Here is a 24,512-nt window from a genome sequence, read left to right as displayed (position 1 = left end):
GGGTGAAGATGTCGGCCCATGGCTCCCTCAGTGCCCGCGGCTCGCTCATCGACATCCCGGACGAGCCCGACTGGGCGCGGATGCGTTCCGAGGTCGGCGCGCGGCTGCGCGGTGCGATGGCCGAGCACGGCGTCGACGCGCTGATCCTGTCGATGAACGGCTACGTCGGCTACGCGACGGGCGCCAGCTGGCCGTTGCTGGACGCCGGCCTGTCACACGTGGAGCGCCCGGTGGCGGTCGTGCTGGCCGACGATGAACACCCCCATCTGTTCATGCCGTTCCGCAGCGGGGCGGCCGCGGATCCGCCGGTGCCCGCTGACCACGTGCACGGCCCCGTCTATCTCGAATTCGATTGTGGCATAGCGGATTTCGCGCGGCAGCTGGCCGACCTGATCCCGCGCGGCGCATCGGTCGCGGTCGACGAACTGACCGGGGCCATGCGACGGTCGGCGGCCACCCTGTTCCCGTCCGGAGCCCCGTCCGACGCCGCGATCGTGGTGGCGGCCGCGCAACTGGTCAAGACGCGCGACGAGCTCTCCTGCCTGCGTCGCGCCTGCCGCATCACCGAAGCGGCCATGGCCGACGTGCAGAAGGCGCTGGCGCCGGGCGTGCGGCAGACCGATTTGTCGGCGACGCTCGTGCGCCGCGCCTTCGAATTGGGGGCGACCACCAACATGCTGGAGGCGATCTGGCAGGTCATGCCCGCTTCGCGGGAGGCGGGGGTGTGGACGACCCATGGCGACCTCGCGCTGCCGTTGCTGCCCTCCGGGCGTGAGCTTGCCGCCGGCGACGTGCTGTGGACCGACATCAGCATCACCTACGCCGGATATTGTTCCGACTTCGGGCGGACCTGGCTGGTCGGCGACCGGCCCTCGCCGCGCCAGCAGGACCAGTTCCGGCAGTGGCGGGCGATCCTGGATGCGGTGCTTGCGGTGACGAAGGCCGGCGCCACGTCGGGTGATCTGGCGCGCGCAGCCATCGCCGCGAACGGCGGGCGCAAACCCTGGCTGCCCCACTTTTATCTGGGCCATGGCATCGGCACGTATCCGGCCGAGGCGCCCATGATCGGGACCGACCTCGGTGAGGAGTTCGACGACAATTTCGTCCTCCCCGACGGCACGGTGCTGGTGCTGGAGCCGGTGGTCTGGGAGGACGGAACGGGCGGCTACCGGAGCGAGGAGATCGTCGTCATCACCGAGGGCGGCTACACGCCGATCACCGACTACCCGTACACCCCCTATGGCGACTGAGGTCACGCCCGACCCGCGGCCGCTGCGCACGGGGCGCCGGGCGCGCGCGCTCGCGCAAATGGAGGCGCACGACCTCGACGTCCTGGTGCTGGGCCGGCAGGCCAACGTCCGTTACGTCACCGGCGCGCCCCAGCTGTGGATCGCCGGGACGCGGCCGTTCGGCCCGGTCTGCGTCGTGGTGCGCGCGACAGGCGATATCTACCTCAACAGCACCGACGACGAGGGTGTCCCCGACGAGATCGGGCGCGAGCGGCTCTACGGGCTGGCCTGGAACCCAATGACTCTCATCGATGTGCTGAAAAAGATCGACGGTGCCGAGACGGCCCGCAGGGTCGGAACGGACGCGATCACGCCGACCTTCGCCGCGCTGCTGCCCGAGGCCTTTCCCCATGCCGAGATCGTGGACGCCGAGCCGGCGATGCGTGCCGCACGACGCATCAAGACGCCGGACGAGATCGACGCGATGGGCCTCGCGGTTAGCGTGGCCGAACGCGGAATAGCCGCGGCCGCAGCCGAACTCCGGCCGGGTGTGTCGGAGCGCGCGTTGGCGGCCGCGATGATGGGCGCCATGGCCGCGGGCGGCGTGAGCACGCCGGCCACTCAGGACGCGGCGTGGGTGACGTCCCGGCAGCACCCCTGGCGGCGCGCCGGGGGCACGGGTGACGTGGCTTCCGGTGATCTCGTGGTCTTAGCCGCCGGCGCGCTGGCGAACGGCTATGTCGCCGAAGTGGGCCGCACCCGCCCGGCGGGCGACGCGGCCGACGGCCACGGGCTCTTCGCGCGTTCGGACGCGTTGTGGGACAGGCTGATTACGGCCTGCCGTCCGGGTGCTTCCTCTGCCGGGTTGCTCGCCGCCTACGAGTCCGCCGGTGAGCCGCTACCGCCCATGCCGGTCGCGCACGGACTTGGACTCGGCTTCGATCCACCGGTGGTCTCCGAATCGCTCTCGGCGGCGGACGAAGACAACCGGTTGGAGCCCGGGATGGTGCTCGCGGTCACGGCCTACGTGTGGGAAGGGGGCGTGGGCGCGGTCTTTCGCCGCGACACCGTCCACATCACCGACGGCGGCGCCGAGGTGCTCACAACGGGCCCGTGACACGCGCGTCAATCGGGTTCGTCGTCGTCCTCGTCCGATAGGAACTTCTCCGGATGGTGGAAGGTGTTGGTTCTCGGTTGTCCGTGGTCAAGGTGGGGCGGTGGTATCCACTCGGTTTCGCCGCGGGCGTTGGTGCGGGTGGTCCAGCCCTTCTCGGCGAGGCGGTTGTGGGGGCCGCAAGCCATGGTGAGGTCGTCGATGTCGGTGCGGTGAGTCTTGGTCCAGCCGGTGACGTGGTGGACTTCGCCGTGGTAGGCCGGGGCGTCACAGCCCGGCGCGGTGCAGCCGCGGTGTTTGCCGTACAACATGATTCGTTGCGCCGGGGAGGCCAGCCGTTTGGTGTGGTGAAGCGCGAGCGGCTTGCTTCCGTCGAAGATGGCCTGGGGGCACCTCCCGCTTGCGGGGGAGTAGTGGTGGGCGTGGCCGGCCCAGCGGATCACATCGGCGATGGGCACCATGGTGCCGCCGGCGGTGACGGCTTTGCCCGTGGCGGCCTCGAGGTCCTTGAGCGTTGTGGTGACGACGATGGAGACGGGCAGGCCGCGGTGCTGGCCGAGGGTGCCTGCGGCGAATAGGCCGCGCAGCCCGGCCAGCAACCCATCGTGGTTGCGCTGCGCTTGGGATCGGTTGTCGCGCCGCACCGCTTCTTCGTCGGGTGCGTCATCGACCACCGGTGTCTCGTCCTCAGGGTTACAAGACCCCGGGGCGGCCAGCTTGGCCAGGAAAGCCTCGATGGCCGCCCGCAGTTCCGGGGTGACCAGCCCGCTGATGCGCGACATCCCGTCGAATTCCTGCCTGCCCAGCGTGATGCCGCGCTTGCGGTCCCGCTCCGCGTCGCTGTACTCGCCGTCGGGGTGCAGCCAGTCCATGACCCGCTGGGCATACTTGGTCAGCTCGTCGGGGCGGTATTCGGCGGCGCGGGCGGCCAGATCGGCTTCGGCGGCGTGCCGGGTGCACTCGTCGACCTCGGTGGGGAGGTGGGCGAAGAACTGGCGGATGACCTTCACGTGCCCGTCGCCGACGAGGCCCTCGTGCTGGGCGGCCGCGGTCGCGGCCAACCGCGGCGCGAGCGGCTCCCCCGTCAGCGCCCGGCGTTCCCCCAGCTGCTCGGCGTCCTCGATGCGCCGCCCGGCCTCGGCCTTGGTGATGCGCAACCTATTCGCCAGAGCTGAACACAGCGTGCCGCCAAGTTGCTCGTCACTGGATTGGGCGGCCAGCTGGTTGATCAGGGCGTGCTGGGGTGCGCGCAGTCGACGCGTCTCGCGTTCGAGTCGCTCGAGATAGACCAGCCGCTCCGGGCAGGTGAGCGCGTCATAGGAGTGCCCGAGGATGCGCGACACTGCCGCGCGAAGCGCGGCATAGTCGGCGTCGATCTCATCCCGGTCACTCGAACCCATGTTCGAACGATAAAGCGATTCCCCGACAAGAAAGCCGGGAATGTGACTGCTGAAACTACTGTGGTGGAAGTTATTTGAGGTGTTCACACCCGCGCGTCCGCCAGGGCGGCATCGAGCAACTCCCCCACCCGGTGCCGCTCCCACAAGTACAGGACGTTGCACAGCATCTGCAGCGGCGCGCGCAGGGTCTCGTCCTCCTTGATGCGCGGATCCATGCGACTGACCGGGACGTCGGCACCGAATCGCGACCGAAACAGGGCCGGTACGTCAAGCAACCACTCAATCGCCATCGCCGCGGCGTAGAGCACCGTGTGCCGCAACAACCGATCGGGTTGAAGATCCGGTCCCCCGCAGCGCCGGAATTCCGCGACGAACACACCGAGCAACTCGTCGAGATGCCGCTCCCACAGGTCGGTTTCGGCTCCCGACATCGCACCCCAGACGGCCATCCCGAGGTTCATCGGGCCGGCGCATCCCCAGTCCATCAACCCGCAGTGCAGGCCCTCGGCATCCCGCCAGAACCAGGCGTTGTCGACGTTGGCGTTCCAATGGCACAGCCCCACATAGTCGCTGTCGGCCGCGAGCCCCTCCAGGACCCGGTCGGTGTCACGGGCGACCCGGTGAGCGTCGCGGCGAAAGCGGGCCAGAAATTCCGGAGCCGCGACATGTGCAGGCAGCAAATCGGTTTCCGACGCGAAGGCGGCGAGCTGAGAAAGCCGCCGCTCCAACTTCTCCCGGCTCAGCGGCGCCCGCTCCACCGCCGGCGCGGCCAGGTCGGCTCGCAGCCGCCCGGCCCGGTGGGTACCCCCCAGACGGGCCACCGCCCTGAGCAACGCCCGATAGTGCTCCAGCGGCTCCGGCATTTCGTAGTCGAGACACTTGTGATACTGCGGTTCGATCCCGTTGCCGCCAAACGCTATTCGCTCGGTGATCAGGATCCCCGTTCCTGTCCGCCGCTCGTAGTCCCCGAACAGCGCCACCGGCACCGTGATGGGAAATTCAGGCGACCGCGACAACTCCGCGAACCGCACCTCGGGTTCCATCTGGAACCTGCCGCGGTCGCGGATCGGATGGTCGAAATCCCGGGAGAACTTCACGAACAGCTCGGTGGGCAGACCGGCTGCGCCACACCCGTATTCGACCGACCGGGCGACTTTGCGCCCGGTGCTTCCCCCCGAGACCTCGCGGAATGCGGTGATGCTCGCGATCGCGCCGCTATCGACGAGGGTGCCCGACGCACGGAACGCGGCGGTGAGAAAGCGGGTTCCACAATCGCGCAGCGCCTCGGGGTCGGCGGGCATGTCCAGACCGAACCGGTCGCCGCGCGCCCACCGGCCGGTCACCACGTCTGTTCGGCCGCGCGCACCAGCATGTGGTTGACGGCGACCCGGCGGTCGCGGGTCACCATGTACACCACCGCGTCGGCGATGTCCTCGGGGCGCAGCTTGACCATGCCGGCCGTCTGTCGTTCGACGGCCTCGCGCGCCTCCGGCGCCAACAAGCTGAAGATCTCGGTGTCGACCGTTCCCGGACCGACGACACCGACGCGGACCCGCTTGCCCAGCACCTCCTGCCGGATGCCTTCGGAGAAGGCATTGATGCCGAACTTCGTCAGCGAGTAGACGGCCGTCCCCGGGCGGGCCACCCAGCCGGCGGTCGAACTGATCGTGACCAGGTCCGCAACCCCGCGCGGTGAATCGGAGGCGGCGTCGATCAGGTGCGGCAGGGCGGCCCGGGTGGCGTAGAGGACGCCCTGCACGTTGACCGCGACCATGGCGTCCCAGTCCTGCAGGCGCGCCTCGGTGGCGGGTCCGGATTGCATGAGGCCGGCGTTGTTCACCAGGGTGTCGAGGCGTCCCAGCTCGGCCACGGTCCGCGCCACGGCGGTGGCCACCTGCTCGGCGTCGGTTACGTCGGCGGGGACGGCAAGCGCTGTCCCGCCGGATGATTGGATCTCGGCCCGCACGCCGGCGAGCCGGTCGGCGCGGCGGGCGAGCAGGGCCACCGCGGCCCCTTGAGAAGCGAGCGCCACCGCCGTCGCCGCGCCGATGCCGCTGCTGGCGCCGGTGACGAGCGCCACGGTGTCCGCCAATGGTGCCGTCACGGCCCGCCCCCAATCACCGACTCCAGGATCTTCCCAAGCACGTAGTCGGTGTGCTCACCCAAATCCGGTGCGCCCCGGTCGATCCGGGCCGGGTCGCGCGCCACCCGCCAGGACGGGCCGATGATGGGACGCTGGCCCTCGCGGTGGTCGCTGACGAAGCGGTACAACCCGCGGTCCCACAACCATTGGTCGCCGATCACGTCGATCGCCGTGGCGCTCTTGGTCGCGGGCACGCCGGCCAGCCGCAGCTGCTGCGCGAGGCCCTCGGCGTCGTGAACCCGGGTCAGCTGCGCCAAGTCGTCGTCGAGCATCTCGGCGTGACGGCGCCGCTCCCCGATGGTGGCGTAGCGCGGGTCACCGGCCAGCGTCGCGGCCCCGAGAACGTCGCACAGGCGTCGCCACTCGGCATCGCCGGCCACGGCGATGGCGATCCAGGAGGAGTCCGCGCAGGGGTAGCACCCGTGGGGGCACAGGTCGGGGTGACGATTCCCCTCAGGGGCGAGGGGCTTCCCGGTCAGACTGTATTCGAACAGGCGGTCGCCGATCATCGACGAGAGCGTCTCGACGGCCGACACATCGACGAATTGCCCGACGCCGGTGAGGTCCCGGTGCAGCAGGGCGACCACGGAGGCATAGGCGGCGGCCGCCCCGACCGTGGAATCCCCGTACCGCATGCTCATCCCGAGCGGCGGGCCGCCGGGGTAACCGACGAGCGACGCGAGCCCGGCCAGCGCGGCAAAGCAAGGCGCATAACCCGTTTGGTGCCCCAGGGGTCCGTCGTTGCCCCACATCTTGATCGACACGGAGATGATGTCGGGCTTGATCGACGCGAGCGCGTCATAGCCGAGGCCCTGACGCTCCATCGCGCCCGGGCGGAGGTTGTTGATCACCACGTCGCTGCGGCCGATGAGCTCGCGTAGCCGTGCCATGCCGTCGCTGGACTTGATGTCGAGGTCGACGCTGAGGATCTCCGGGTTGATGCTCAGGAAGTACGGCGCGTGGTTGATGTCTGTGCCGCCGTAGGCGCGCATCTCCTCGGGGCTGGAGGCGGATTCGACCTTGATGACCTCGGCGCCCAGCATCGCCAGCAGCTTGCCGGCGTACGGGCCGGCCCACACCTTGGTCAGCTCGACGACCCGGACGCCCTGCAGCGGCCCTCCCCGCGGCGTCGCGGGCGGCTTGAGTTGAGCCGAGCGTGCCGTCAACGGGGGCCGCGGGCTGCCGAGGCGAAGGAGCACCGAGTCGGTGTCCTGTCCCAGACTCGGTGCGGCGGAGGTGATACGGGCGGGTGAGGCGCTGAGCGTGTAGGGCACGGTGGGATATTGCGCGTCGCCGAGCACGGGGTGGCGCACCGACTGGAAGAAGCCGCGGTGACGATACTGCGTGGAGTCGTGCAGATCGGCCGCCGTGTTGACCGGAACCAGCGGAACTCCCAGGCGCTGGGCACGGTCCGCCGCGGCGTCTTTGTCGAGCCCGCGAACCCACTCGGCGAATCCGCGCCGAAAGGTGGCGACCTTGTCGGGAGTGACGGCGAACTCCAGCCAGTCGTCCTCAAAGGCGTCCAGCCAATCTGGCTGCTGCATCAGCTGTTTCAGGGCGAGCCAGTGGGCGCGGCTGGTCATGTAGAGGTAGACGAAGCCGTCGGCGCAGGCGAAGAACGCCGCCGGGCCGGCCTGGTCGTAGTCATTGCGGGCACCCGTCGCCTCGACCTCGCCGGTGATGAAGCGTCCGACGATACAGTCGGCCCGGGAGACCAGCACGGCGTGCTGCGAGATGTCGATGTCCTCACCCCGACCGTTGTGCAGCCTCCCGAACAACGACGATGCCACGCACAGCGCGGCCTCCAGCCCGGCCTCGTAGTCGCTGAGGAATCGCCCCGGGCCCTGCAGCGGCGGCTTGTCGGGGTCGGAGTGGCTCGGGGTGTGGTATCCCCACCCGCTCGCGTGAAAAACGTTGAGGCTGCGCGCGTTGTCGGAATCCGCCGCCACCTGCGCGCCGTAGGGGGTGATCGAGCAGAAGACAACGCCGGGGTGCCGCTCGATCGGATACGTCGCGCGGTCGTAAATCACCGCATCAGCGGAAGCGATCAGACGCTCGAGGTCCGACGCCGGATCGACGACGACCGACCGCTTGTTGGTGTTGAGGTAGGCGAACAGCCCGCTGCCGTCGGGACCGTCGGCAAGGACCGGCGCCATCGCCCGGGTGGGGCTGCCCCGCCCGGGCGCTTCGACCTTGATGACCTCGGCGCCGAAGTCGGCCAACAGCTTCCCGCAGTACTCTCCTGCGACCGACTCCGCGAGTTCGACGATCCTGATTCCCGTCAGCGCCGACATGCCGGCATCACGGCTTGTTGCGGCCCGAGCGGCTCAGGCGCCATTCCGGCGGGAAATTGAGGTCGTTGTCCTTGACCACGTTGTTGAGGCCCTTTTCGAAGGTTCCCCCGGTGAGGTCGACCTCGTTGTCCCGGTCGTTGCTGATCAGCGGCAGCATGCCTTCGACCATCCCGGTGAGCAGGCTGCCGAAATACTCGCCCTTGTGCTGCTTGTAGAGCTCCAGGAAGGTCTTCTGGACCGCCACGGTGTCGGTGGGCCGGGAGCGCGAGCACGCCATCGCGTACTTCAGCGTCTCCTCCTCGAGCTTCTCCCGCGGGACCACGCTGTTGACGAATCCGCACTCGTACATCTCTTTCGCGGTGAAAGGCCGCCCGGTGAACAGCATTTCGGAGAACTTGCGCAGGCCCATGGTCTCGGCCCACCACCACAGGCGCGGCCCCCAGCCGACGTAGCGGAAGGCCGGGTGGCCGAACAGCGCGTCGTCGGAGGACACCACCAGGTCGGCGTCGCCCGCCTGATAGAAGTGCCAGCCGTAGCAATACCCCTTGGCCTCGATGATGCTGACCTTCCGCAGTTCCTGCAGCGGACGGCAGCCGGCGCGGGCCTTGGCGTAGAAGTCCGTGACGGTGGACAGGTAGCGGTACGAACCGCCCGGCGGGTACGTCACGTCGTCGTCGTTGATCGCCAGTTCGTGCAGCAGCGGCATGCCGGGGTTCTCGATCATGCCGCGCTGCTCGGGCAGGTCACCGCCGCTGCCGAAGTCCTCACCCTCCCCGCGGATCACGACGACCTTGACGTCGTCGTCCACGTTGCACTTGTGGATCAGGTCGGCGTAGTTCTGCCGCATTCCGAGCGTGGCGGAGTTCTGCGCGTCGGGCCGGTCGAAGGTGATGTAGGCGATGCGGTTCTTCTTGTCCTTCTCGAACTTGATGAACGGCTCGGCTTCATTTTTCATTTCCTCGTAGTCGAACTCAGGCATGGGCTATCTCCACTTCTCTCACTTGAGCAATGCTCCCGCGTCGACGGGCAGCGAAACGCCTGTGACGAAACGGGATTCGTCGGAGGCGAGGAACAAGACCGCGTTGCTGATGTCGACGGGCTCCACCCACGGCACCGGCAGCGTGTGCATCATCTGCGAGATGGGTGCGAAGTCGTCCGGACCCGGGTTGGGCAGGTCGGGCCGGAACAGGCGGTACGTCTGGTCGTTCATCACCATCGTCGTGCTGACCTGGGAGGGCAGCACCGCATTGACGCGGATCATGTGCGGGCCCAGTTCGACGGCGAAGGCGCGCATGACGCCGATGACGCCGTGCTTGGCCGCGATGTAGTGGCCGGTGTTCGGGTAGGCCTTGCGTCCGCCCACCGAGCTGGTGAGCACGATCGACCCGCCGCGGCCACCGGAGAGAATGTGCGGCACGCCGGCTTTGACCGTGTGCCACACGCCGGTCAGGTTGATGTCGATCATGTCCTGCCAGACGTCCTCGCTGATCCGGTGCAGCTTGCGACCGTCGGTGCCGACACCCGCATTCGCGACGACGATGTCCAGCCGCCCCAACTGTTCGACGCCGCCGTCCACCGCGGACTTCAGCCCCTCGTGGTCGCGGACATCGACCTGAGCGGTGACGATGCGGCGGTCCAACGCCTTGACCAGATCGGCCGTCTCGGCCAGGTCTTCCGGCGTCGCGTGGGGATACGCGAGATGCTCGATCGGGCCGCAGACGTCGACGGCGATGATGTCGGCGCCCTCCTCGGCCAGCCGCACGGCGTGGCTGCGGCCCTGACCGCGCGCGGCGCCGGTGATGAACGCGACCTTGCCGGCCACGCGGCCGGTCATCTGGGCACCAGGGTGGGCAGAGTTTCCCAGCCGCGCACCGACGACGTCGGGCTCAGGGTGGCGTTGGCCATGTCGGTCTCCCACTCCGGGAACCGCTTGAGGATTTCCTCAAGGGCGACACGGCCTTCCAGGCGGGCCAGCGCCGAACCCAGGCAGAAGTGGGCGCCCACGCTGAACGTAAGGTGCGGCCGCGAGGGGCGATGGATGTTGAATTCGCCCGCGTCGGGGCCGAACTGCCGCTCGTCGCGGCAAGCGGCGCCGATCAGCATCAGCATCACGCTGCCCTCCGGCACCGTCTGGTCATAGATGCTGACGTCACGAGTGACATAGCGTGCCATGTGCGGCGCCGGCGGCTCGAAGCGGAGCAACTCCTCGATTGCCTGCGGGATGAGGCCGGGGTTCTCGACGAGTTCGCGACGCTGGTCGGGGTGCTCCGCAAGAACTTTGCCGGCCCAACCGATCAGCCGCGTGGTGGTCTCATTGCCCGCTCCGGCCACCACGTTGAGGTACACGAGGATCTCCTCGCGCCTCAGCCGCCGTGTCGTCCCGGTCTCGTCGACGAATTCGACGTTGAGCAATTCGGTCATGATGTCGTCCGAGGGATTTTGGGCGCGCCAGTCGATGTAGGCCTCGAACTGTTCGCCCACCGACAAGCCGTGCTCGGCGGCGCTCATCGGCTTGCCGGGCTCGGTGCGTAGTTGGGCGTTGCCGCGATCGCGGATGTACTCCTGATCTTCCTCCGGAATCCCGAGCAGTGCGCTGATCACCTTCATCGGCATGATCGCGCCCAGGTCCGTGACGAAGTCGAATCGCCCCGAACCCACCAATGGATCCAGCGATTGCGCGCAGAAGTCGCGGATCATCGGCTCCAGCGCGGCGATCTTACGGGGGGTGAACATGCGCGACAGCAGCTTGCGGTGCACGTCGTGGATCGGCGGGTCTTCGAAGATGAGCATGCCCGAAGGGATCTCGAGGTTGGCCTTGATCAGTTCCATGATCACGCCCCGCGCGGAGCTGTAAGTGCCGTTGTCGAGGATCCCCTTGTTCACGTCGGCGAAGCGGCTCAGCGCGTAGAAGTCGTATTCGGCGTTGTAGTAGAGCGGCGCCTCGTCACGCAGACGCTTGAACATGGGGTACGGGTCGGCGATGAGGTCGACGTCGTACGGGTCGAATCGAATGTGGCTGTCGGTGCTCGCCGTCACGAAATGCCTCCTACGGCCGTCGCATTCGGGTACCGACGCGCCCGTGGGCCCGGTGCGCTTGTGCCGGCGCGCAATTCGGCTCGGGCAATTTCTACGCTCCACTTAATTGCATCGCTTCGGCACGTACGCGGCCGGGGCTGTTGACGTCGGCTCACTCTATTGTTGTAGAGAACCATACGGCGGTGGCGCTGACAAGACCCGGTGCGCATGTGTCCTCAGCCGGAGGCCGCCGAGCGGCGCCGCGGGGACGGGCGGGAGCCGCTCTCGCGGGTCAGGCGGCCCCGGTCGGGATTTTTCAGGATGCCGGTGGCCATGGCCGTGAGGATTCCGTCGAGTTGCTCGGGAGTATCGACGACGCGGTCGCCGTGGGCGAAGCGGAGCAGGAGGCCGTTGATGAACGTCAGCGTGACGTTGCTGAGGTCATCCACCACGGCGGGTTCGAGCTCCGCGCCGCGCGGCATCAGCTGCACCAGGATCTCGCGGTGCAGCTTGGTGAAACCGTCGGTGGCCTGCTGAAGAATCGCCGCCAGCGCCGGGTCGCGGGTGGCCTGCATGGTCAGCTCGTAACGGGCCTTGGTGCGAAACAGCTGCGGCTCGCTGCCCGACTGGATGACCACCTGCGACAGCCGCGACGGCGACGACCGCCCGTGGGCGCTGTCGGCCACGGATTGCAGGTCGGCAAGGTCCAATTCGGCGAGCCGTTCGGCCACCGCGCGCAGGAGCGCCGAACGGGTGCGGAAATAGAACGACGTCGTCCCGTCCGGCACTCCCGCCCTGCGGTCGACCTTCAGATGACTCAAGCCCTTGGCCCCGTCGTCCGCCAAGAGGCGGATAGCCGCGTCACACAAGTCGCGGCGGCGCTCCGTGGGGTTGGGCTTGCGTCGTCTGTCCATACGGGTCCGTGATCTCGGACCCGCAGATTACTCTACGTTCGTAGTGCCGTAAAGCTTAGGTGCACGGCACGCCGTGCGGCCCGCCGATCCAGTGTCCGGGCGGCGACTGCCACGGGCAGAACTGCTTGACCTGTCCGGGCGGCAGCGGGTTCCAGTGCCCGTCGTCGATGACGTGCGGGCCCGGCGGAACGGGAGGCCACGGGCCCGGATGCGCCTGCGCCATGCCGGCGCCCAGTCCGAGGGCCGCGGCGCTCAGCGCGCCCGCGACAACGGTGCTACCTGCGATTTTCTTGAGCATCATTCGCTGTGACTCCTTTCGGCTCCGCTCAACAGAGGCGGTGCCCCCAGGTGTGCGTTCAGGGCCGACGAAGCGACCCCTTGATTTTCGTCAATACGGTTACCCAGAGCCGCCCGATCCCAAACTTGCGCGCCGGTCAGGACGGATTGCGGAGGGGAAGGCCGGCGGCGCGGTAGATCGCGTCGATGACGGTCATGTTCTCGATCGCGTCGCCGGGCGATGTCTTGACGGGCCCGGCGCGCAGCACGGCCGCCGCGAAGGCGTCGAGCTGATAGGCGTAGGTGGTGCGCCGCGGGAAACGTTCCACCCGGCGGCCGTCGGCGGAGTGCACCGACAGCCGGTGGCCGGCCGAGGGAAGCACCGGGTTGAGGACGCGAACCTCACCGTGTTCGCCCACCACCCGGGCGCTGATCCGCAGCAACTGCGACGACCACATCGAGCACCGGATCCGGCCGGTGTGCCCGGCGGGGAAGACGACCTCGGCCGTCATCGCCCGATCGATCTGTCGGTCGCGCAGCTTCGCCTGCGCCCACAGCACTTCGGGCGTGGCGCCACCGAACGTCCGGACCATGTGCACCGCATAGCAGCCGGCGTCCATGGTCGTGCCGCCGGCGAGGGCAAAGTTGTAGCGGATGTCGGAGAACTTCGGCAGCGGAAAGCACATGGCCGCTTCGACTCTCATCAGCCTGCCCAGCTCACCCGAGGCGATGATCTCCTCGACGCGCAGCGTCAGCGGGTGGTAGCGGTAGTGGAACGCCTCCATGACGACCCGATCCGACTCGGCGACGAACTGCGCGACGTCGCGGGCTTCGTCGGCGTTGGCGGTGAAGGGCTTCTCGCACAGCACGTGCTTGCCCGCCGCGACGGCGGCCCGGGTCCAGCGGCCGTGCAGGCCGTTGGGCAGCGGGTTGTACACCGCGTCGATGTCGGGGTCGGCGATCAGCGCCTCGTAGCTGTCGTGCACCCGTTCGACGCCGTGCTTGGCGGCGAAGGCCCGCGCCCGCGACACATCGCGCGCGGCGACCGCGGCGACGACGACCTCGTCGTTGTGGGCGGCCGGTTGCACGACCGCGAGGGGGGCGATGCGGGCGGCGCCCAGGATGCCGATCCGCAGCTGGCCAGACACGGACCCGACGCTAGCACCTCTACCGCGGTGATCAGGTGGCGTCGAACACCGAGACGGGTTCGAGGAGCACGCCGTTCTCCTTGACGTAGCTCTCCCACAACCCGAGCAGTTCGGCCAGCTTGTCGGGCTCCGCGGCCGCGAGGTCGTGGATCTCGCCCGGGTCGCTCGACAGGTCGTAGAGCTGCCAGGTCCCCGGGCCGTGGGGCGGGAGCAGGTAGAGCGCTTTCCAGTCACCCTGGCGAATCGCCCTGCGCCCGAACAGCTCCCATCCGGTGCCGGAGTCCGGGGCGTGGACGGCCTCGGTCTCGCCGGAGAGGTAGGCAACCAGCGAGCGGCCACGCATCGGCTCGACGGCGCGGCCGCGGTAGGCGGCGCCGGGATGCTGTGCGCCGGCGAGTTCGAGCACGGTCGGCGCGATGTCCATGACGGTGGTGAAGGCGGTGCCGATCTCGCCCTGCCGCGCGAAGCCCGGCCATGTCACAAAACCCACCACCCGGATGCCGCCTTCGGTGGTGAACGCCTTGTGCAGGCGCGACGGCGCGGTGGCGGCCTGCGCCCAGCGCGGGCCGTACCAGATGAACGAGGTCGGCCCGCCCAGATTGTCCAGGCTGTTGTCGCATTGCTCTTCGATCCGCGCGGCGATCTCGGCGCCGCGCAACGGCATCGCCTCGACGATCGCGCCCTCGGCGCCGTTGTCCGACAGGAAGATCACGACCGTGTTGTCGAGCTCGCCGGTTTCGGTGAGGTAGTCGAGCACCCGGCCGATGTTCTGATCCATCCGGTCGACCATGGCGGCGTAGACCTCCATCGCGCGCGCGGACCATGCCTGCTCGGCGGCCGTCATGTCGGCCCACTCCGGCGCGCCGTCGGCCACCACCGGGTGCGGCTCGACGTCGTCCGGGCACAGGCCGAGCCGCTTGAGGGCCGCCAGCCGCTCCTCGCGCAACGCGTCCGGGCCGGCGTCGTAGCGGCCGCGGTAGGTGGCGATGGTTTCCCGGGGCGCCTGCAGCGGCCAGTGCGGCGCCTGGAAGGGCAGGTACGCGAAGAACGGGCGGTCGTCCTCGTCCGGTCGTTCACGCAGGTAGCGCAGGAGCGTGTCGGTGTAGGAGTCCGACGAATAGAAGTCGCCGCCGATCGTGACGAAGTGGTCGTCTTCGGTGTACATGGTCGGAACGGGCGAGAAACCGCCGCCCGCCTCGGCCCCGTAATGGCTGGCGCCGGCCGGCAGGAGCGCGAACGAGCGCTCGAATCCCCTTGCCCAGGGCGAGGTTTCGATCGTGTGGCCCAGGTGCCACTTGCCCGACATCAGCGTCAGGTAACCGGCGTCGCGCAACAGCTCGGGCAGCGCGACGACCCGGTCGTTCAGATACCCCTCGTAGCCGGGTGCGCCCCGGAACCCCGGGGCCGCGACCTCGAGCATCGTGCCGATGCCGGCGACGTGGTGGTCGGTCCCCGTCAACAGCATGGCGCGCGTCGGCGAGCAGGCCGGGGCCGAATGGAAGTCGGTGAGCCGGATACCGGAATACGCCACCCGGTCCAGGTTCGGGGTGTTGATCTCGCCGCCGAACGCGCCGATGTCCGAGAACCCGAGGTCGTCCGCCACGATCACAAGAAAATTGGGCCGCTTCACGCTGATGCATCCTGTCAGGTCCGGTGCCGGCAGGGAACGCCGGAGGTATCGCGAATCTCACTGATCCGGCCCGGCCCGTCGCCGATATGGTCGAGGGCAGCACCAAATGTCAGCGGGCGGAAGGGCGCGACGATGCTGGAGCAGTTCGGGATGTCCATGCCTCTGGTCGCGGCGCCGATGGCGGGCGGCCCCACCACCGTCGCGATGGTCTCGGCCGCCACCCGGGCGGGCGCCCTCGGCATGCTCGCCGCCGGCTACAAGGCCGTCGAGGCCGTCGAGGCCGAAATCAAGGCCGTCCGCGCCGAGGGAATCCCCTTCGGGATCAACGTCTTCGCGCCCAATCCCCTGCCCGTCGACCGCGACGCCTACCGCGCCTACGCCGCGATCGTCCAGCGGGACGCGGACGAGTTCGGGCTGACGCTGCCCGCCGAGCCGATCGACGACACGGACCGGTTCGACGAGAAGATCACGCTGTTGCTCGACGACCCGGTGCCGATGGTGTCGTTCACCTTCGGCATACCGCCGCGCGAGGTGATCACCGCCCTGCAGAAGGCCGGAACCGTTGTGGTGCAAACGGTCACGACACCCGACGAGGCCGAGCGGGCCCACGCCGCCGGCGTCGACATGCTCGCGGTGCAGGCGTCGACCGCGGGCGGGCACTCCGGCACGCTTTCACCCCGCGCGCCGTTGACCCCGGTCCCCATCGCCGAACTGGTTCAACGGATCGTCGCGGCCGTGCCGCTCCCCGTCCTGGCCGCGGGCGGGCTGGCGACCCCGGCGGCGGTGGCGGAGGTGATCCGGGCGGGCGCCGCGGCCGCCGCGGTGGGAACCGTGCTGCTGCGCGCCACCGAAAGCGGGGCGTCGGCCACCCACCAGGCGGCCCTCACCGATCCCGCCTACACCGAGACGGTCATCACCCGCGCCTTCACCGGCCGCCCGGCGCGCGGCCTGCGCAACGCCTTCATCGACGCCCACGAGGCGCAGGCGCCGCTGGGCTACCCCGCCATCCATTACCTGACCAGCCCGCTGCGCAAGGCGGCCGCGGCCGCGGGCAGGCCCGACTACGTCCACCTATGGGCGGGTACCGGCTACCGGCACGCGACCGCAGAACCGGCGGCCGACATCCTGCGCCGGCTTGCCTCCGACCTGTGACCGCTCGGCGCGAGGACTAATTGCTGAGGTAGAGGTACCAGAGCCCGTCGGAGTGCTGGACGCACTGGTAGTGAGTGAAGTGCCCGGGGTGGTCCACCTCGACGTGCGGGCCGTCGACGTTGCACGCGGCCTCGGTCGAATAGTTGCCCTCGACCTGAACTTCGTCGGCGTAGCTCGTGCCCACCCCGGTGGTGATGAGCCCGCAAAACGCAAGGGCCCCAGCGGCAATTAACTTCCTCACGACCAACCTCCCGTTCGGTCCGCCCTTCGCGGGGCGACGGCCAGCATTTTGCTGGCGGATCGACGCTATCGAGCCGCACCGGATTCTGCAGCGAAACGGGGAAGAAGTTTGCAAACACATAACATTCCGTACCCGTCGGTCCCGCGGTGCTACGCCAGACGCGGGTACAAAGGCGTGGCGCAGGGTGGCCACCCGCGGCGAGACCAAGCCGGGCGATGCCGCGTCGCACCAGCTCAGCGGCGTCGGATGGCGGAACCGCCCGCGCGCGAAGGCGAAGCGTGGTGCCACGGAAACCGGCGCCGCGCATGTTAGCGTTGCGTAGCAGCGTGGCGAGCAACGTGGGAGCGTGATCGATGGAAAGCACGGGCGGCTACCGGCAGCCGTCGCTGACCATTCGCGTCGGCGCCCAGACCTACACCGCGCGCGACAGCGATGCGCCGATCACCATCGGCCGGGAATTTCCCGCTCAGGTGCGCGTCGCGGACGATCGCATCTCGCGCACGCACGTGCGCCTGGACTGCACGCCGAACGGCTGGGTCGCCGTCGATCAGAGCCGCAACGGCATTTACCTCGACGGCGTTCGTCAGTCCGTGATCCCGATCCGGGACGGGACGACGATCCATCTGGGGAACCCGCAGGGCATCCCGGTGGCTTTCGCGTTCGGCGCACCCGAACGTCCCGAACCCGCGGCCGGCGCGTCCGACGACGACGACAGCGAACGCACGCTCGACACCGTCGACGCCGGCATCGCGCGGGCGGGCGCGGCGGTGGCGGCCCGCCGCGAGGAGTTGAAGCTGACACAGCGCTACCTGGCGCGCAGCGGAATCGTCAACGCGGGCGCCCTGATCGACTTCGAGAAGGGCCGGCGGTGGCCGCGCAAGGCCACATTGGCGCGGCTCGAGGACGCGCTGCAATGGCCGCACGGAACCATCGCCCGCCTGCGGCGCGAGCAACCCGACGCCGGCAACGAGGACACCGTGGTGATGACGAACACGGTGCGCGCGCCGCTGCTCGCCGAGGCCGTCGAGGTGGCTCTGACCACGATCACGACCGCGATCGAATCGCTGCCCGAGGCCTCCGACCCCGAGTTCGGCCGGCGAGCCACCGGCATCCTCGCCGACCTCCGGAAGCTCGAGGGGGTGGCCGCGGGAGCCGCTAGGAGCGCCAAGGGGGCGCCCGAGGTCGCCCTGGTGCTGAGCGCCGTCCGGCGCAGTTACAAGGACCTGATGCTGCGCGCGGCGCGCGCGCCCGGGGCCACCCTCGGCCAGCGCCTGTACGCCGCCCGTTACCGCGCCGAACTCACCGCCGAGGAACTGGCCAACGCGGCGGGTGTGCCGGTCGAAGCGATCGCCGCGGTGGAAGCCGAGGTACCGCTGGACGCCGACACCGTCGCCGCACTGACGGCGGCGCTGGGTTCCCTGACGCGGCGCTGAGGGGCTCAGCTCGCCGCCGTGGCCACGTGGCGCGCGGCCATGACGCGGTCGATGGCGTCGCTGACGCAGCCCGCGTCCTCTTCCAGCAGCATGTGCCCGGCGGTGGGCCGGTGCAGATGCGTGGCACCCGGGATCGCCGCGGCCAGGTCGCGCGCGTGGTCGACGGGCGTGGTCCTGTCCGCTCCCCCGCTGATGACGATGGTGTTGGCCGAGATCGACGCGAGCGCCCGGTACTCGTCGTATTGCTTGAGGCTGGGCAGGAAGCCGGCGGCGGTCGACAGCGAAATGGTGTGGATGGCCGACTGGGTGACCGCCGCGGCACTGGCGCGTTGCGCGCCGGAGTACCGGGCGATGCCTTGGTACACCGGCCGCGCGACGCCGTTGACGGTCTGCTCCGTCAGGCGGCGGGGCAGGTTGTTGACGAGGTCGAAAACCATTCCCGTGGCGGGGGTTCCCAGCAGGCGGCCGAGGCCTCGCTCCGGGAGGCGGCCGGCCGCGGTGGCGACGAGTACCAGACCCTGCGGTTCCACGGGGCGATCCGCGGCGGGGCGCCCGAGGTAGGCCAGCGCCGTCATGCCGCCCATCGAGTGCCCCGCCAGCGTCAGCGGCCCGCGCACCCGCAACGTCGTCAGCACATCGGCGAGATCGGCTGCGAGGCGGTCGATTCGGTAGGTCTGCATCGCCGCGCCGGTGGAGCGGCCGTGGCCGCGGTGGTCGTAGGTGACGATCCGCACGCCGCTCCCATACCGGCGCACCAGGTGACGCACCTGCAGCGCCCAACTCGACTGCGTCAGGCAGAGCCCGTGCAGCAGGACCACCGTGTGGTCGCGCGGACCCGCCGAGCCGTAGTCGCGGACCGCCAGCCGCGCACCGTCATCGGCGACGACGGTGCGCTCGACATAGGGACGCCCCGTCGGGCGGTGGGCGATGGCTCCCGTGGTGGCGTTCGGCTGGGTGAACACGGCTGGCTCCTGTCCGGTGGGTCTCGGCACCTCGTCGAACAGAAAGCTACGGGCGGATGATGGGCGCCGGCGCGCTTGTGCCCGATAGCCACGCAACGCGCTTTTTCAGGCTTGTGCGCATTGTGCTCAGCGGCCCGATCGGGCCGAATGCGCGAGGGTTAAATCCCTGCGGCGCAGCATGTTCTAGCACCCGCAGATCGCGGGGGCGGTTGGGTGCCTAACCCCTGCCCTTGCCCTTGCCTTTGCCGGGCCCGTGGGGCGCCGGGCCCGCGGGTGGTTGCTGCGGCGGAGGCGGTTGATCGGAGGTGCTCACGGCGGGCATGGGCGCCGAGCTGGTCACCGGCGTCGGGACCGCGGTGCTGGTGGTCCCAGGTCCGCTCGGCGCGTGCGAGGTCGCAGCGTCGAGCGCCAGGGCCAGCGGGACCAGGATCAGCGTCGCGAGGACCGCCAGCACCGCGAGCACCTTGTGCCGGTGGCGCACGCCCGGGGTTGCGGGCGCCGGCGGGGGCAGGGGCTCGGGCAGGAACTTGGTGGCCAGTCGCGGCGGCGCTGCGACGGGCGGCCCTACCGGGTGCGCGAACCCACGGCCGCGCAACGCGGCCAGCATCTCGCCCGCGCCGGTGAACCGGAGTCCGGCGTCGGGCGCCATCGCCCGTTCGATCACGCCCACCAGGGCGGGGTCGACGTCGGGTCGCAGGTGGCCGAGCGGGATCGGCCGGCCGTGGAAGATCGCGCTGGCGAGGGCGGCCATGTTGTCCTGCGGGAACGGGCGGTGCCCGGCCAGGGCCTCATACCCGACGACGCCGACGGCGTAGAGGTCGTCGGCGACGCTCGCGGGCGCCCCGGCGAGCCGCTGCGGGCTCAGGTAGGCGATCGTGCCGACGATCTGCCCGGTGAGCGTGTGGGCGGCGCCGGCGGTCTTCGCAATCCCGAAGTCCGCGACCTTCATGGACTCGCCGTCGGCGCCGAGCAGGATGTTGCCCGGTTTGATGTCGCGATGCAGGATGGCGGCGCCGTGGGCCGCGGTGAGCGCGGCCAGGACGCTGTCGAGCATGGCGTGAACGCGCTCCTGTGGCAGCGGACCGCGGGCGATCTGGTCGGCCAGCGTGGCCCCCGGCAACCGTTCCATCACGATGAACGGGGTGCCGTTGTCCTCGCCGCTGTCGTAGACCGCGACGATGCTCGGGTGGTTCAGCGACGCGCAGGCGCGCGCCTCGGCGTCGAAACGGTTCCTGACGTCGGGCTCGCCGCTCAGGGCCGGGTGCAGGAGCTTGATGGCGACGGGACGGTCCAGGCGGGTGTCCCAGCCGTCGAACACCTCGGCCATGCCGCCCCTGCCGAGCTTGCCGCGCAACTCGTAGCGGCCGCCCAGCAGCACTGTCGTGTTCATTCGCTCTGTCAATTCTTCAACCACCCGTGGCGTTCGGTGCGCCCAGAGGCGGGCAAGCGCCCGTAGGCGACTACCCACGTTCCGGGGCCTATCAAACGCACGCGCAAGACGTGCGCCAGCAGCTCAGAACGCGTCCGGGTCCCGTTGGACCTCGACCGGCACCGGGTGGCGATACAGCCGCGACGCGTTCTCCCAGGTGACCTTGCGTACGACGTCGTCGGGCAGGTCGCCGATCTGCTCGTGAATCGTCTGCTGCGTGTGCGGCCAGGTCGAGTCGCAGTGCGGGTAGTCGGCCTCGAGCATGATGTTGTCCACACCGATGCGGTCCCGCTGCACGAACGACGATTTGTCCTCCACGGCACAGAACCAGAAGTTGCGAACGAAAACCTCTGCGGGAGTGAGGGTCTCGCCGAGGGACTGCCAGGTCCCGTACATCGCGTGATAGCTCAGCATGTGGTCGAGGCGATCGAGCAGCCCCGCCACCCAGCCGATCCCGCCCTCCGACAGGCAGATCTTGAGGTCCGGAAACCTGGAGGGCAGACCGGAGTACAGCCAGTCGACCGCGGCCGAAATCGCGTAGGCGAAGAAGAGGACGCCCTGGACGTCCGGTGGCGCGTCGTCGGTGGTGGACGGCGACGATCCCGACGAGCCGATGTGCAGGTTGACGACTGTGCCCGTCTCCGCGCAGGCGGCCATGATGGGATCCCAGTGTCCCGAGTGGATGCTGGGCAGCCCGAGCATGGCCGGATTCTCGCTGAAGGTCACGGCACGGAAACCGCGGTCGGCGTTCTCGCGGATCATCGCGGCGCCGAGTTCGGGATCGAGCAGCCAGGGCAGTTGGCAGGGGATGATCCGGTCGGGGTACGGGCCCGCCCAGGCCTCGAGGTGCCAGTCGTTCCAGGCGCGCACGCAGGCCAATGCCAGGTCGCGGTCGGTGGTGACCTGTTGCAGCCGCTGACCCGCGAAGCCGGGCAGGAAGGAGGGAAAGTTCAGCGAGGCGTAGATCCCGTTGAGATTCATGTCCTCGACGCGCGCATGGATGTCCCACGCGCCGCGGCGCATCTCTTCGAAGCGGACCGGCTCGAACCCGTATTCCGCCACCGGCCGCCCGACCACCGCGTTGAACCCGACGTTGGGCAGGCGTTGACCGTCGTAAACCCATGTCTGGCCGCCCGTTTCGGTCTCGACGACCCGGGGCGCGCGGTCGGCGAATCTAGCCGGGACGCGCCCGCTGAAGGTGTCCGGCGGCTCGACGATGTGATCGTCGACGGAGATCACGGTGTACAGCCGCCGCGCCCGTGGTGGATCGGGCAGGAAGGTGACCGAGCGCTGCTCCCCCGTCTTGGCTGTGGTGAAGCCGAGGTTGCCCGCCAGCTCGTCGATCGATTTCACGCGAGCACTCCCGGGTCGGCCTTGATGGTCATCCGCGCGGCGCCCGCCCAGTACACGTCGGCGGCCCGTTCGATGAGCGAGCGCTGCATGCCCGCCATGTCCGACCAGTTCATGGCGACGGGTGCCTTGCCGGTGAGCATGACGTCGTAGGCGAGCTTGCACACCCGCTCGATCGACGCCGCCCGGTAGACGGCCTGGGCGAGGGTGCGGCCGGTGGCGACGACGCCGTGGTTGGCGAGGATCGTCAGGTTCGCCCCCCCGATGCGCGCCGCCAGCTCGGCCGCCCGGTCTGGGCCGTCGATCTCGCCGTCGTATTCCTCGACCAGGCAGAGGTCGTCGAGGAACAGCGAGCCGGTCTGGTGGACAAGCTCGGGTAGCCGGCCCAGCGCCGCGAGCACGCAGACGTAGTACGGATGGTTGTGGATCACGACCCTGGCGTCGTCGCGCACCCGGTGCAGTTCCGTGTGAATGTGGATGGCGGGGGTGACATCCCAGCGGCCGCGGACCACGCGGGCGTCGCTGTCGACCACGCAGATGTCCGACGCGGTGATCTCCTGCCACCACAGACCCCACGGATTGACGAACATGTCCGTCTGCCCTTCGGGCTGCCAGGTGATGTGGCCGGCCATGTTTTCCGAGAACCCGATCGCGGCCAGGTGGCGGAACGCCACGGCAAGGGCCTGCTCCTCGGACAGCTCCACGCCGATCGGCGGCATGATGGAGGGCGCCCACGCCTCCACGCCGCCTCGTCGCGCCTCAGGAACGTTCATGAGCCTCCATCCTCGCTCGAATATCCTCCCTGAGTCGCCCTTTGGCGATCTTGTCCCCTGACGAGCGCGGGGAGGTCGAGCGTGTGGCCCTCGACAAGCTCGGCGTAGAGGCACACCTTCTCCCCGAACACCGGATCGGGCATGGCGACCGCCGCCGCGACCCCAACCGCGGGGTGCGTCAGCACGGCGTCTTCGACCTGGTTCGCGCTGATGTTCTTGCCCCCGCGCAGGATGAAGTCCGACGTGCGGCCCGTGACGGTGAGGTATCCGTCACCGTCGATCTCGCAGATGTCGCCCATGCGCATCCAGCCGTCCGGGGTGAACAGCTTGTCGTGGTCGGTGCCCCCGAGGTATCCGAGGCTGGTCGCCGGGCCGCGGCAGGCCGGCTGCCCCCGCCCGCTGTCGGTCACGTCCCGGTCGCCGTCGAAGAGCCGGACCGCCATCTCGGGGACGAGCCGGCCGCCGGTGCGCAGGCGTCGTTCCCGCGGGTCGTCGAGCGTGGTGGCGCTCAGCATCCCGGTCTCGTTGGAGCCATAGAACTGCAGGATGCGCGCGCCGGTGAGGTCCTCGAAGGCGGCGGCGGGCCGGTACGGCAGGGCCTCGCCTCCCGTGAAGACGACACGCAGCGAGCTGAGGTCGTAGTCGCGACAGGCCGGGTCGGCCATGATCATGGTCAATTGCGTGCTCACACAACACAATACGGTGACCCGGTGTAGTGCGATGGCCGCGCAGGCCGCCCGCGCGGTGAACTTCTCGACGAGCACCGAGGCGGCGCCGAGGTGGATCGGCGTGGTGTGGCTCGTCCAGAGCCCGAAGCCGAACGGCGTGGGGATCACCGGCAGGAAGACGTCGTCCGCGGTCAGCATCCCGTTGGCGACCGCCTTCTGATGGAAGTAATGCCAACGGTTCTGGGTGTGCACGACGCACTTGGGCAGGCCGGTCGTGCCGGAAGTCGAGTTGATGAGGAACACGTCGTCCGGTCCCAGTCGGGCCTTGGGGTCCGGTTTCCTGGGCGCCGTGTCCACGTTGAGCGACAGGCCCTTGTCGTCGTGGTCGAGGGTCAGGGTGATCGGCGGAGAGTCGTCGGCCACCTCCGCCGCGGCCACGGCCGCAGCGGCGCCGCGTTGTTCGTCGGCGATCAGGTATCTCGGTCGCGCATTGCGCAATATCGCGGCGACCTCCCGGGTGCCGGCGCGGACGCCCAGCCCGACGGCGACGGCGCCGCACCGTTCGATCGCGACGAGCAACACGTGGATGGCGGCGGAGTCGCGGTGCCACACCGCCACCCGGTCCCCGCGGAGCACGCCCGCGCCGGCGAGCTGAGCCGCCAGACCGTCTGTCGCCGAATCGAATTCGGACCACGTCAGCGACATCCCGGGGCAGTCGGCGTAGGCGGTGCGGTCCGGTGCCCGTCGGGCGTTGCGGCGCACCGCGTCCGACAGCGTGGATGTGGCCCACCAACCCTCGGCGTAGAAGCGGGCGACGTCCTCATCGGAGAATGCCGGCGAGCCTACGGTGTCCAGGCCGCCGGCGCTCATCACCAGATGATAGGCAAGCGCACCTAGGGAGTGTGCGGGGCGGGCGAGGGATCGGGTTGCTTGGCCCCGGCGACCGGCGGGTGGCGAGGCGGCTTGGGACAGGTGATGTTCGCGATGCACCCGCAGTTGAGGCCGATGACGCAGCCACCGCCACCGGCGGGGTGTACCGGCAGGGCTCCGCCCGGTTCCCCGGGAGGGGCCGGCGCGGGCGCGACGATCGACGACGCGGCCTTCGCCGCGGGCGTCGCACCCTCGAACGGCAGGCCGACCAGCGAAACGAGCGCGGCCGCGCCACCGCACCAGGCGGCGGTCTTGCGCATCCGTGGACTCGTCACGCCGTCAACTGTACTGAGCCGTACCGGGAACGCGCATGTCGCCGCCCCCAACCCCGGGGAAATTCATAGAAACCGGTTCCGCGCCGAGCCGTGGCGGTTGACGCCGAAGGTGAGCCCTCGCTCGGGCGCGGTGAGC

At 69.5% G+C, this 24,512-nt stretch carries 21 protein-coding genes and 1 pseudogene; 4 read left to right on the top strand and 18 right to left on the bottom strand.

All coding sequences use genetic code 11. The features are described from left to right. Nucleotides 1–8 precede the first annotated feature (8 nt). Both GPY60_RS07110 and GPY60_RS07105 read left to right on the top strand, forming a co-directional pair. Nucleotides 9–1,250, top strand: a complete 1,242-nt coding sequence (locus GPY60_RS07110) for a M24 family metallopeptidase (RefSeq protein WP_156686934.1) — start codon at nt 9–11, stop codon at nt 1,248–1,250. Then, nucleotides 1,240–2,346 carry a M24 family metallopeptidase gene (locus GPY60_RS07105; RefSeq protein ID WP_156686933.1) on the top strand — a complete coding sequence of 369 codons (1,107 nt, stop codon included), beginning with the start codon at nt 1,240–1,242 and terminating at the stop codon, nt 2,344–2,346. The genes GPY60_RS07110 and GPY60_RS07105 overlap by 11 nt, the downstream gene beginning before the upstream one ends. A gap of 8 nt (nt 2,347–2,354) precedes the next feature. On the opposite strand, the gene GPY60_RS07100 is transcribed toward GPY60_RS07105, so the two are convergent. From GPY60_RS07100 to GPY60_RS07050, 11 genes are all read right to left on the bottom strand, one after another. Then, on the bottom strand, nt 2,355–3,743 hold the full coding sequence (locus GPY60_RS07100) for an HNH endonuclease signature motif containing protein (protein WP_156686932.1): 1,389 nt from the start codon (nt 3,741–3,743) through the stop codon (nt 2,355–2,357). Between the two features lie 83 nt (nt 3,744–3,826). Next, complete coding sequence (locus tag GPY60_RS07095; protein ID WP_156686991.1) at nt 3,827–5,044, bottom strand: hypothetical protein; 1,218 nt, start codon at nt 5,042–5,044, stop codon at nt 3,827–3,829. Nucleotides 5,045–5,082: 38 nt separating this feature from the next. Continuing rightward, the gene (locus tag GPY60_RS07090; protein WP_156686931.1) at nt 5,083–5,847 is read right to left on the bottom strand and encodes an SDR family NAD(P)-dependent oxidoreductase; all 765 of its coding nucleotides are present in this window, start codon (nt 5,845–5,847) and stop codon (nt 5,083–5,085) included. After that, nucleotides 5,844–8,180, bottom strand: a complete 2,337-nt coding sequence (locus GPY60_RS07085) for a CaiB/BaiF CoA transferase family protein (protein ID WP_156686930.1) — start codon at nt 8,178–8,180, stop codon at nt 5,844–5,846. Before GPY60_RS07085 ends, GPY60_RS07090 begins: the two co-directional genes overlap by 4 nt. 7 nt (nt 8,181–8,187) lie before the next feature. Next, a complete protein-coding gene (locus GPY60_RS07080) occupies nt 8,188–9,159 on the bottom strand; it encodes an enoyl-CoA hydratase/isomerase family protein (RefSeq protein WP_156686929.1) in 972 nt (323 codons plus the stop codon). Nucleotides 9,160–9,177: 18 nt separating this feature from the next. Next, the gene (locus GPY60_RS07075; protein WP_156686928.1) at nt 9,178–10,014 is read right to left on the bottom strand and encodes a mycofactocin-coupled SDR family oxidoreductase; all 837 of its coding nucleotides are present in this window, start codon (nt 10,012–10,014) and stop codon (nt 9,178–9,180) included. Next, a complete protein-coding gene (locus GPY60_RS07070; protein ID WP_156686927.1) occupies nt 10,011–11,216 on the bottom strand; it encodes a cytochrome P450 in 1,206 nt (401 codons plus the stop codon). The genes GPY60_RS07075 and GPY60_RS07070 overlap by 4 nt, the downstream gene beginning before the upstream one ends. A 215-nt stretch (nt 11,217–11,431) precedes the next feature. Next, nucleotides 11,432–12,109, bottom strand: coding sequence for a TetR/AcrR family transcriptional regulator (locus tag GPY60_RS07065; RefSeq protein ID WP_156686926.1), 678 nt, complete (start codon nt 12,107–12,109; stop codon nt 11,432–11,434). 55 nt (nt 12,110–12,164) lie between these two features. Then, nucleotides 12,165–12,410, bottom strand: a complete 246-nt coding sequence (locus GPY60_RS07060) for a hypothetical protein (protein WP_156686925.1) — start codon at nt 12,408–12,410, stop codon at nt 12,165–12,167. 133 nt (nt 12,411–12,543) lie between these two features. Beyond that, on the bottom strand, nt 12,544–13,533 hold the full coding sequence (locus GPY60_RS07055) for a Gfo/Idh/MocA family protein (RefSeq protein ID WP_156686924.1): 990 nt from the start codon (nt 13,531–13,533) through the stop codon (nt 12,544–12,546). A 31-nt stretch (nt 13,534–13,564) separates the two neighbouring features. Further along, nucleotides 13,565–15,163: an arylsulfatase gene (locus GPY60_RS07050; RefSeq protein WP_156686923.1), complete on the bottom strand. Its 1,599-nt coding sequence runs from the start codon at nt 15,161–15,163 to the stop codon at nt 13,565–13,567. Between the two features lie 132 nt (nt 15,164–15,295). Here GPY60_RS07050 and GPY60_RS07045 point away from each other — a divergent pair, with 132 nt between their 5' ends. Continuing rightward, nucleotides 15,296–16,315, top strand: a complete 1,020-nt coding sequence (locus GPY60_RS07045; RefSeq protein WP_156686922.1) for an NAD(P)H-dependent flavin oxidoreductase — start codon at nt 15,296–15,298, stop codon at nt 16,313–16,315. A gap of 16 nt (nt 16,316–16,331) precedes the next feature. On the opposite strand, the gene GPY60_RS07040 is transcribed toward GPY60_RS07045, so the two are convergent. After that, on the bottom strand, nt 16,332–16,556 hold the full coding sequence (locus GPY60_RS07040) for a hypothetical protein (protein WP_156686921.1): 225 nt from the start codon (nt 16,554–16,556) through the stop codon (nt 16,332–16,334). A 353-nt stretch (nt 16,557–16,909) separates the two neighbouring features. Here GPY60_RS07040 and GPY60_RS07035 point away from each other — a divergent pair, with 353 nt between their 5' ends. Continuing rightward, nucleotides 16,910–17,989, top strand: a complete 1,080-nt coding sequence (locus GPY60_RS07035; RefSeq protein WP_156686920.1) for an FHA domain-containing protein — start codon at nt 16,910–16,912, stop codon at nt 17,987–17,989. 5 nt (nt 17,990–17,994) lie between these two features. On the opposite strand, the gene GPY60_RS07030 is transcribed toward GPY60_RS07035, so the two are convergent. The 6 genes and pseudogenes from GPY60_RS07030 to GPY60_RS07005 all read right to left on the bottom strand — a co-directional run bounded on the left by GPY60_RS07030 (nt 17,995) and on the right by GPY60_RS07005 (nt 24,376). After that, on the bottom strand, nt 17,995–18,951 hold the full coding sequence (locus tag GPY60_RS07030; RefSeq protein WP_156686919.1) for an alpha/beta fold hydrolase: 957 nt from the start codon (nt 18,949–18,951) through the stop codon (nt 17,995–17,997). Nucleotides 18,952–19,168: 217 nt separating this feature from the next. Next, nucleotides 19,169–20,341, bottom strand: a complete 1,173-nt coding sequence (locus GPY60_RS07025) for a serine/threonine-protein kinase (protein ID WP_156686918.1) — start codon at nt 20,339–20,341, stop codon at nt 19,169–19,171. Between the two features lie 123 nt (nt 20,342–20,464). Then, nucleotides 20,465–21,733 (bottom strand): amidohydrolase family protein, encoded by a 1,269-nt coding sequence (locus GPY60_RS07020; RefSeq protein ID WP_156686917.1) that lies wholly within the window; start codon nt 21,731–21,733, stop codon nt 20,465–20,467. Further along, nucleotides 21,730–22,503, bottom strand: a complete 774-nt coding sequence (locus GPY60_RS07015) for a class II aldolase/adducin family protein (protein WP_197283573.1) — start codon at nt 22,501–22,503, stop codon at nt 21,730–21,732. Before GPY60_RS07015 ends, GPY60_RS07020 begins: the two co-directional genes overlap by 4 nt. Next, nucleotides 22,490–24,041 (bottom strand): annotated as a pseudogene (locus tag GPY60_RS07010) (class I adenylate-forming enzyme family protein). The gene GPY60_RS07015 and the pseudogene GPY60_RS07010 overlap by 14 nt, the downstream one beginning before the upstream one ends. A 23-nt stretch (nt 24,042–24,064) precedes the next feature. Continuing rightward, on the bottom strand, nt 24,065–24,376 hold the full coding sequence (locus GPY60_RS07005; RefSeq protein WP_156686916.1) for a hypothetical protein: 312 nt from the start codon (nt 24,374–24,376) through the stop codon (nt 24,065–24,067). Between the last annotated feature and the right edge of the window lie 136 nt (nt 24,377–24,512).

Source organism: Mycobacterium sp. Marseille-P9652 (assembly GCF_902652685.1).
Taxonomy (GTDB): Bacteria; Actinomycetota; Actinomycetes; order Mycobacteriales; family Mycobacteriaceae; genus Mycobacterium.
This window is presented reverse-complemented; position numbering and strand designations above follow the sequence as displayed.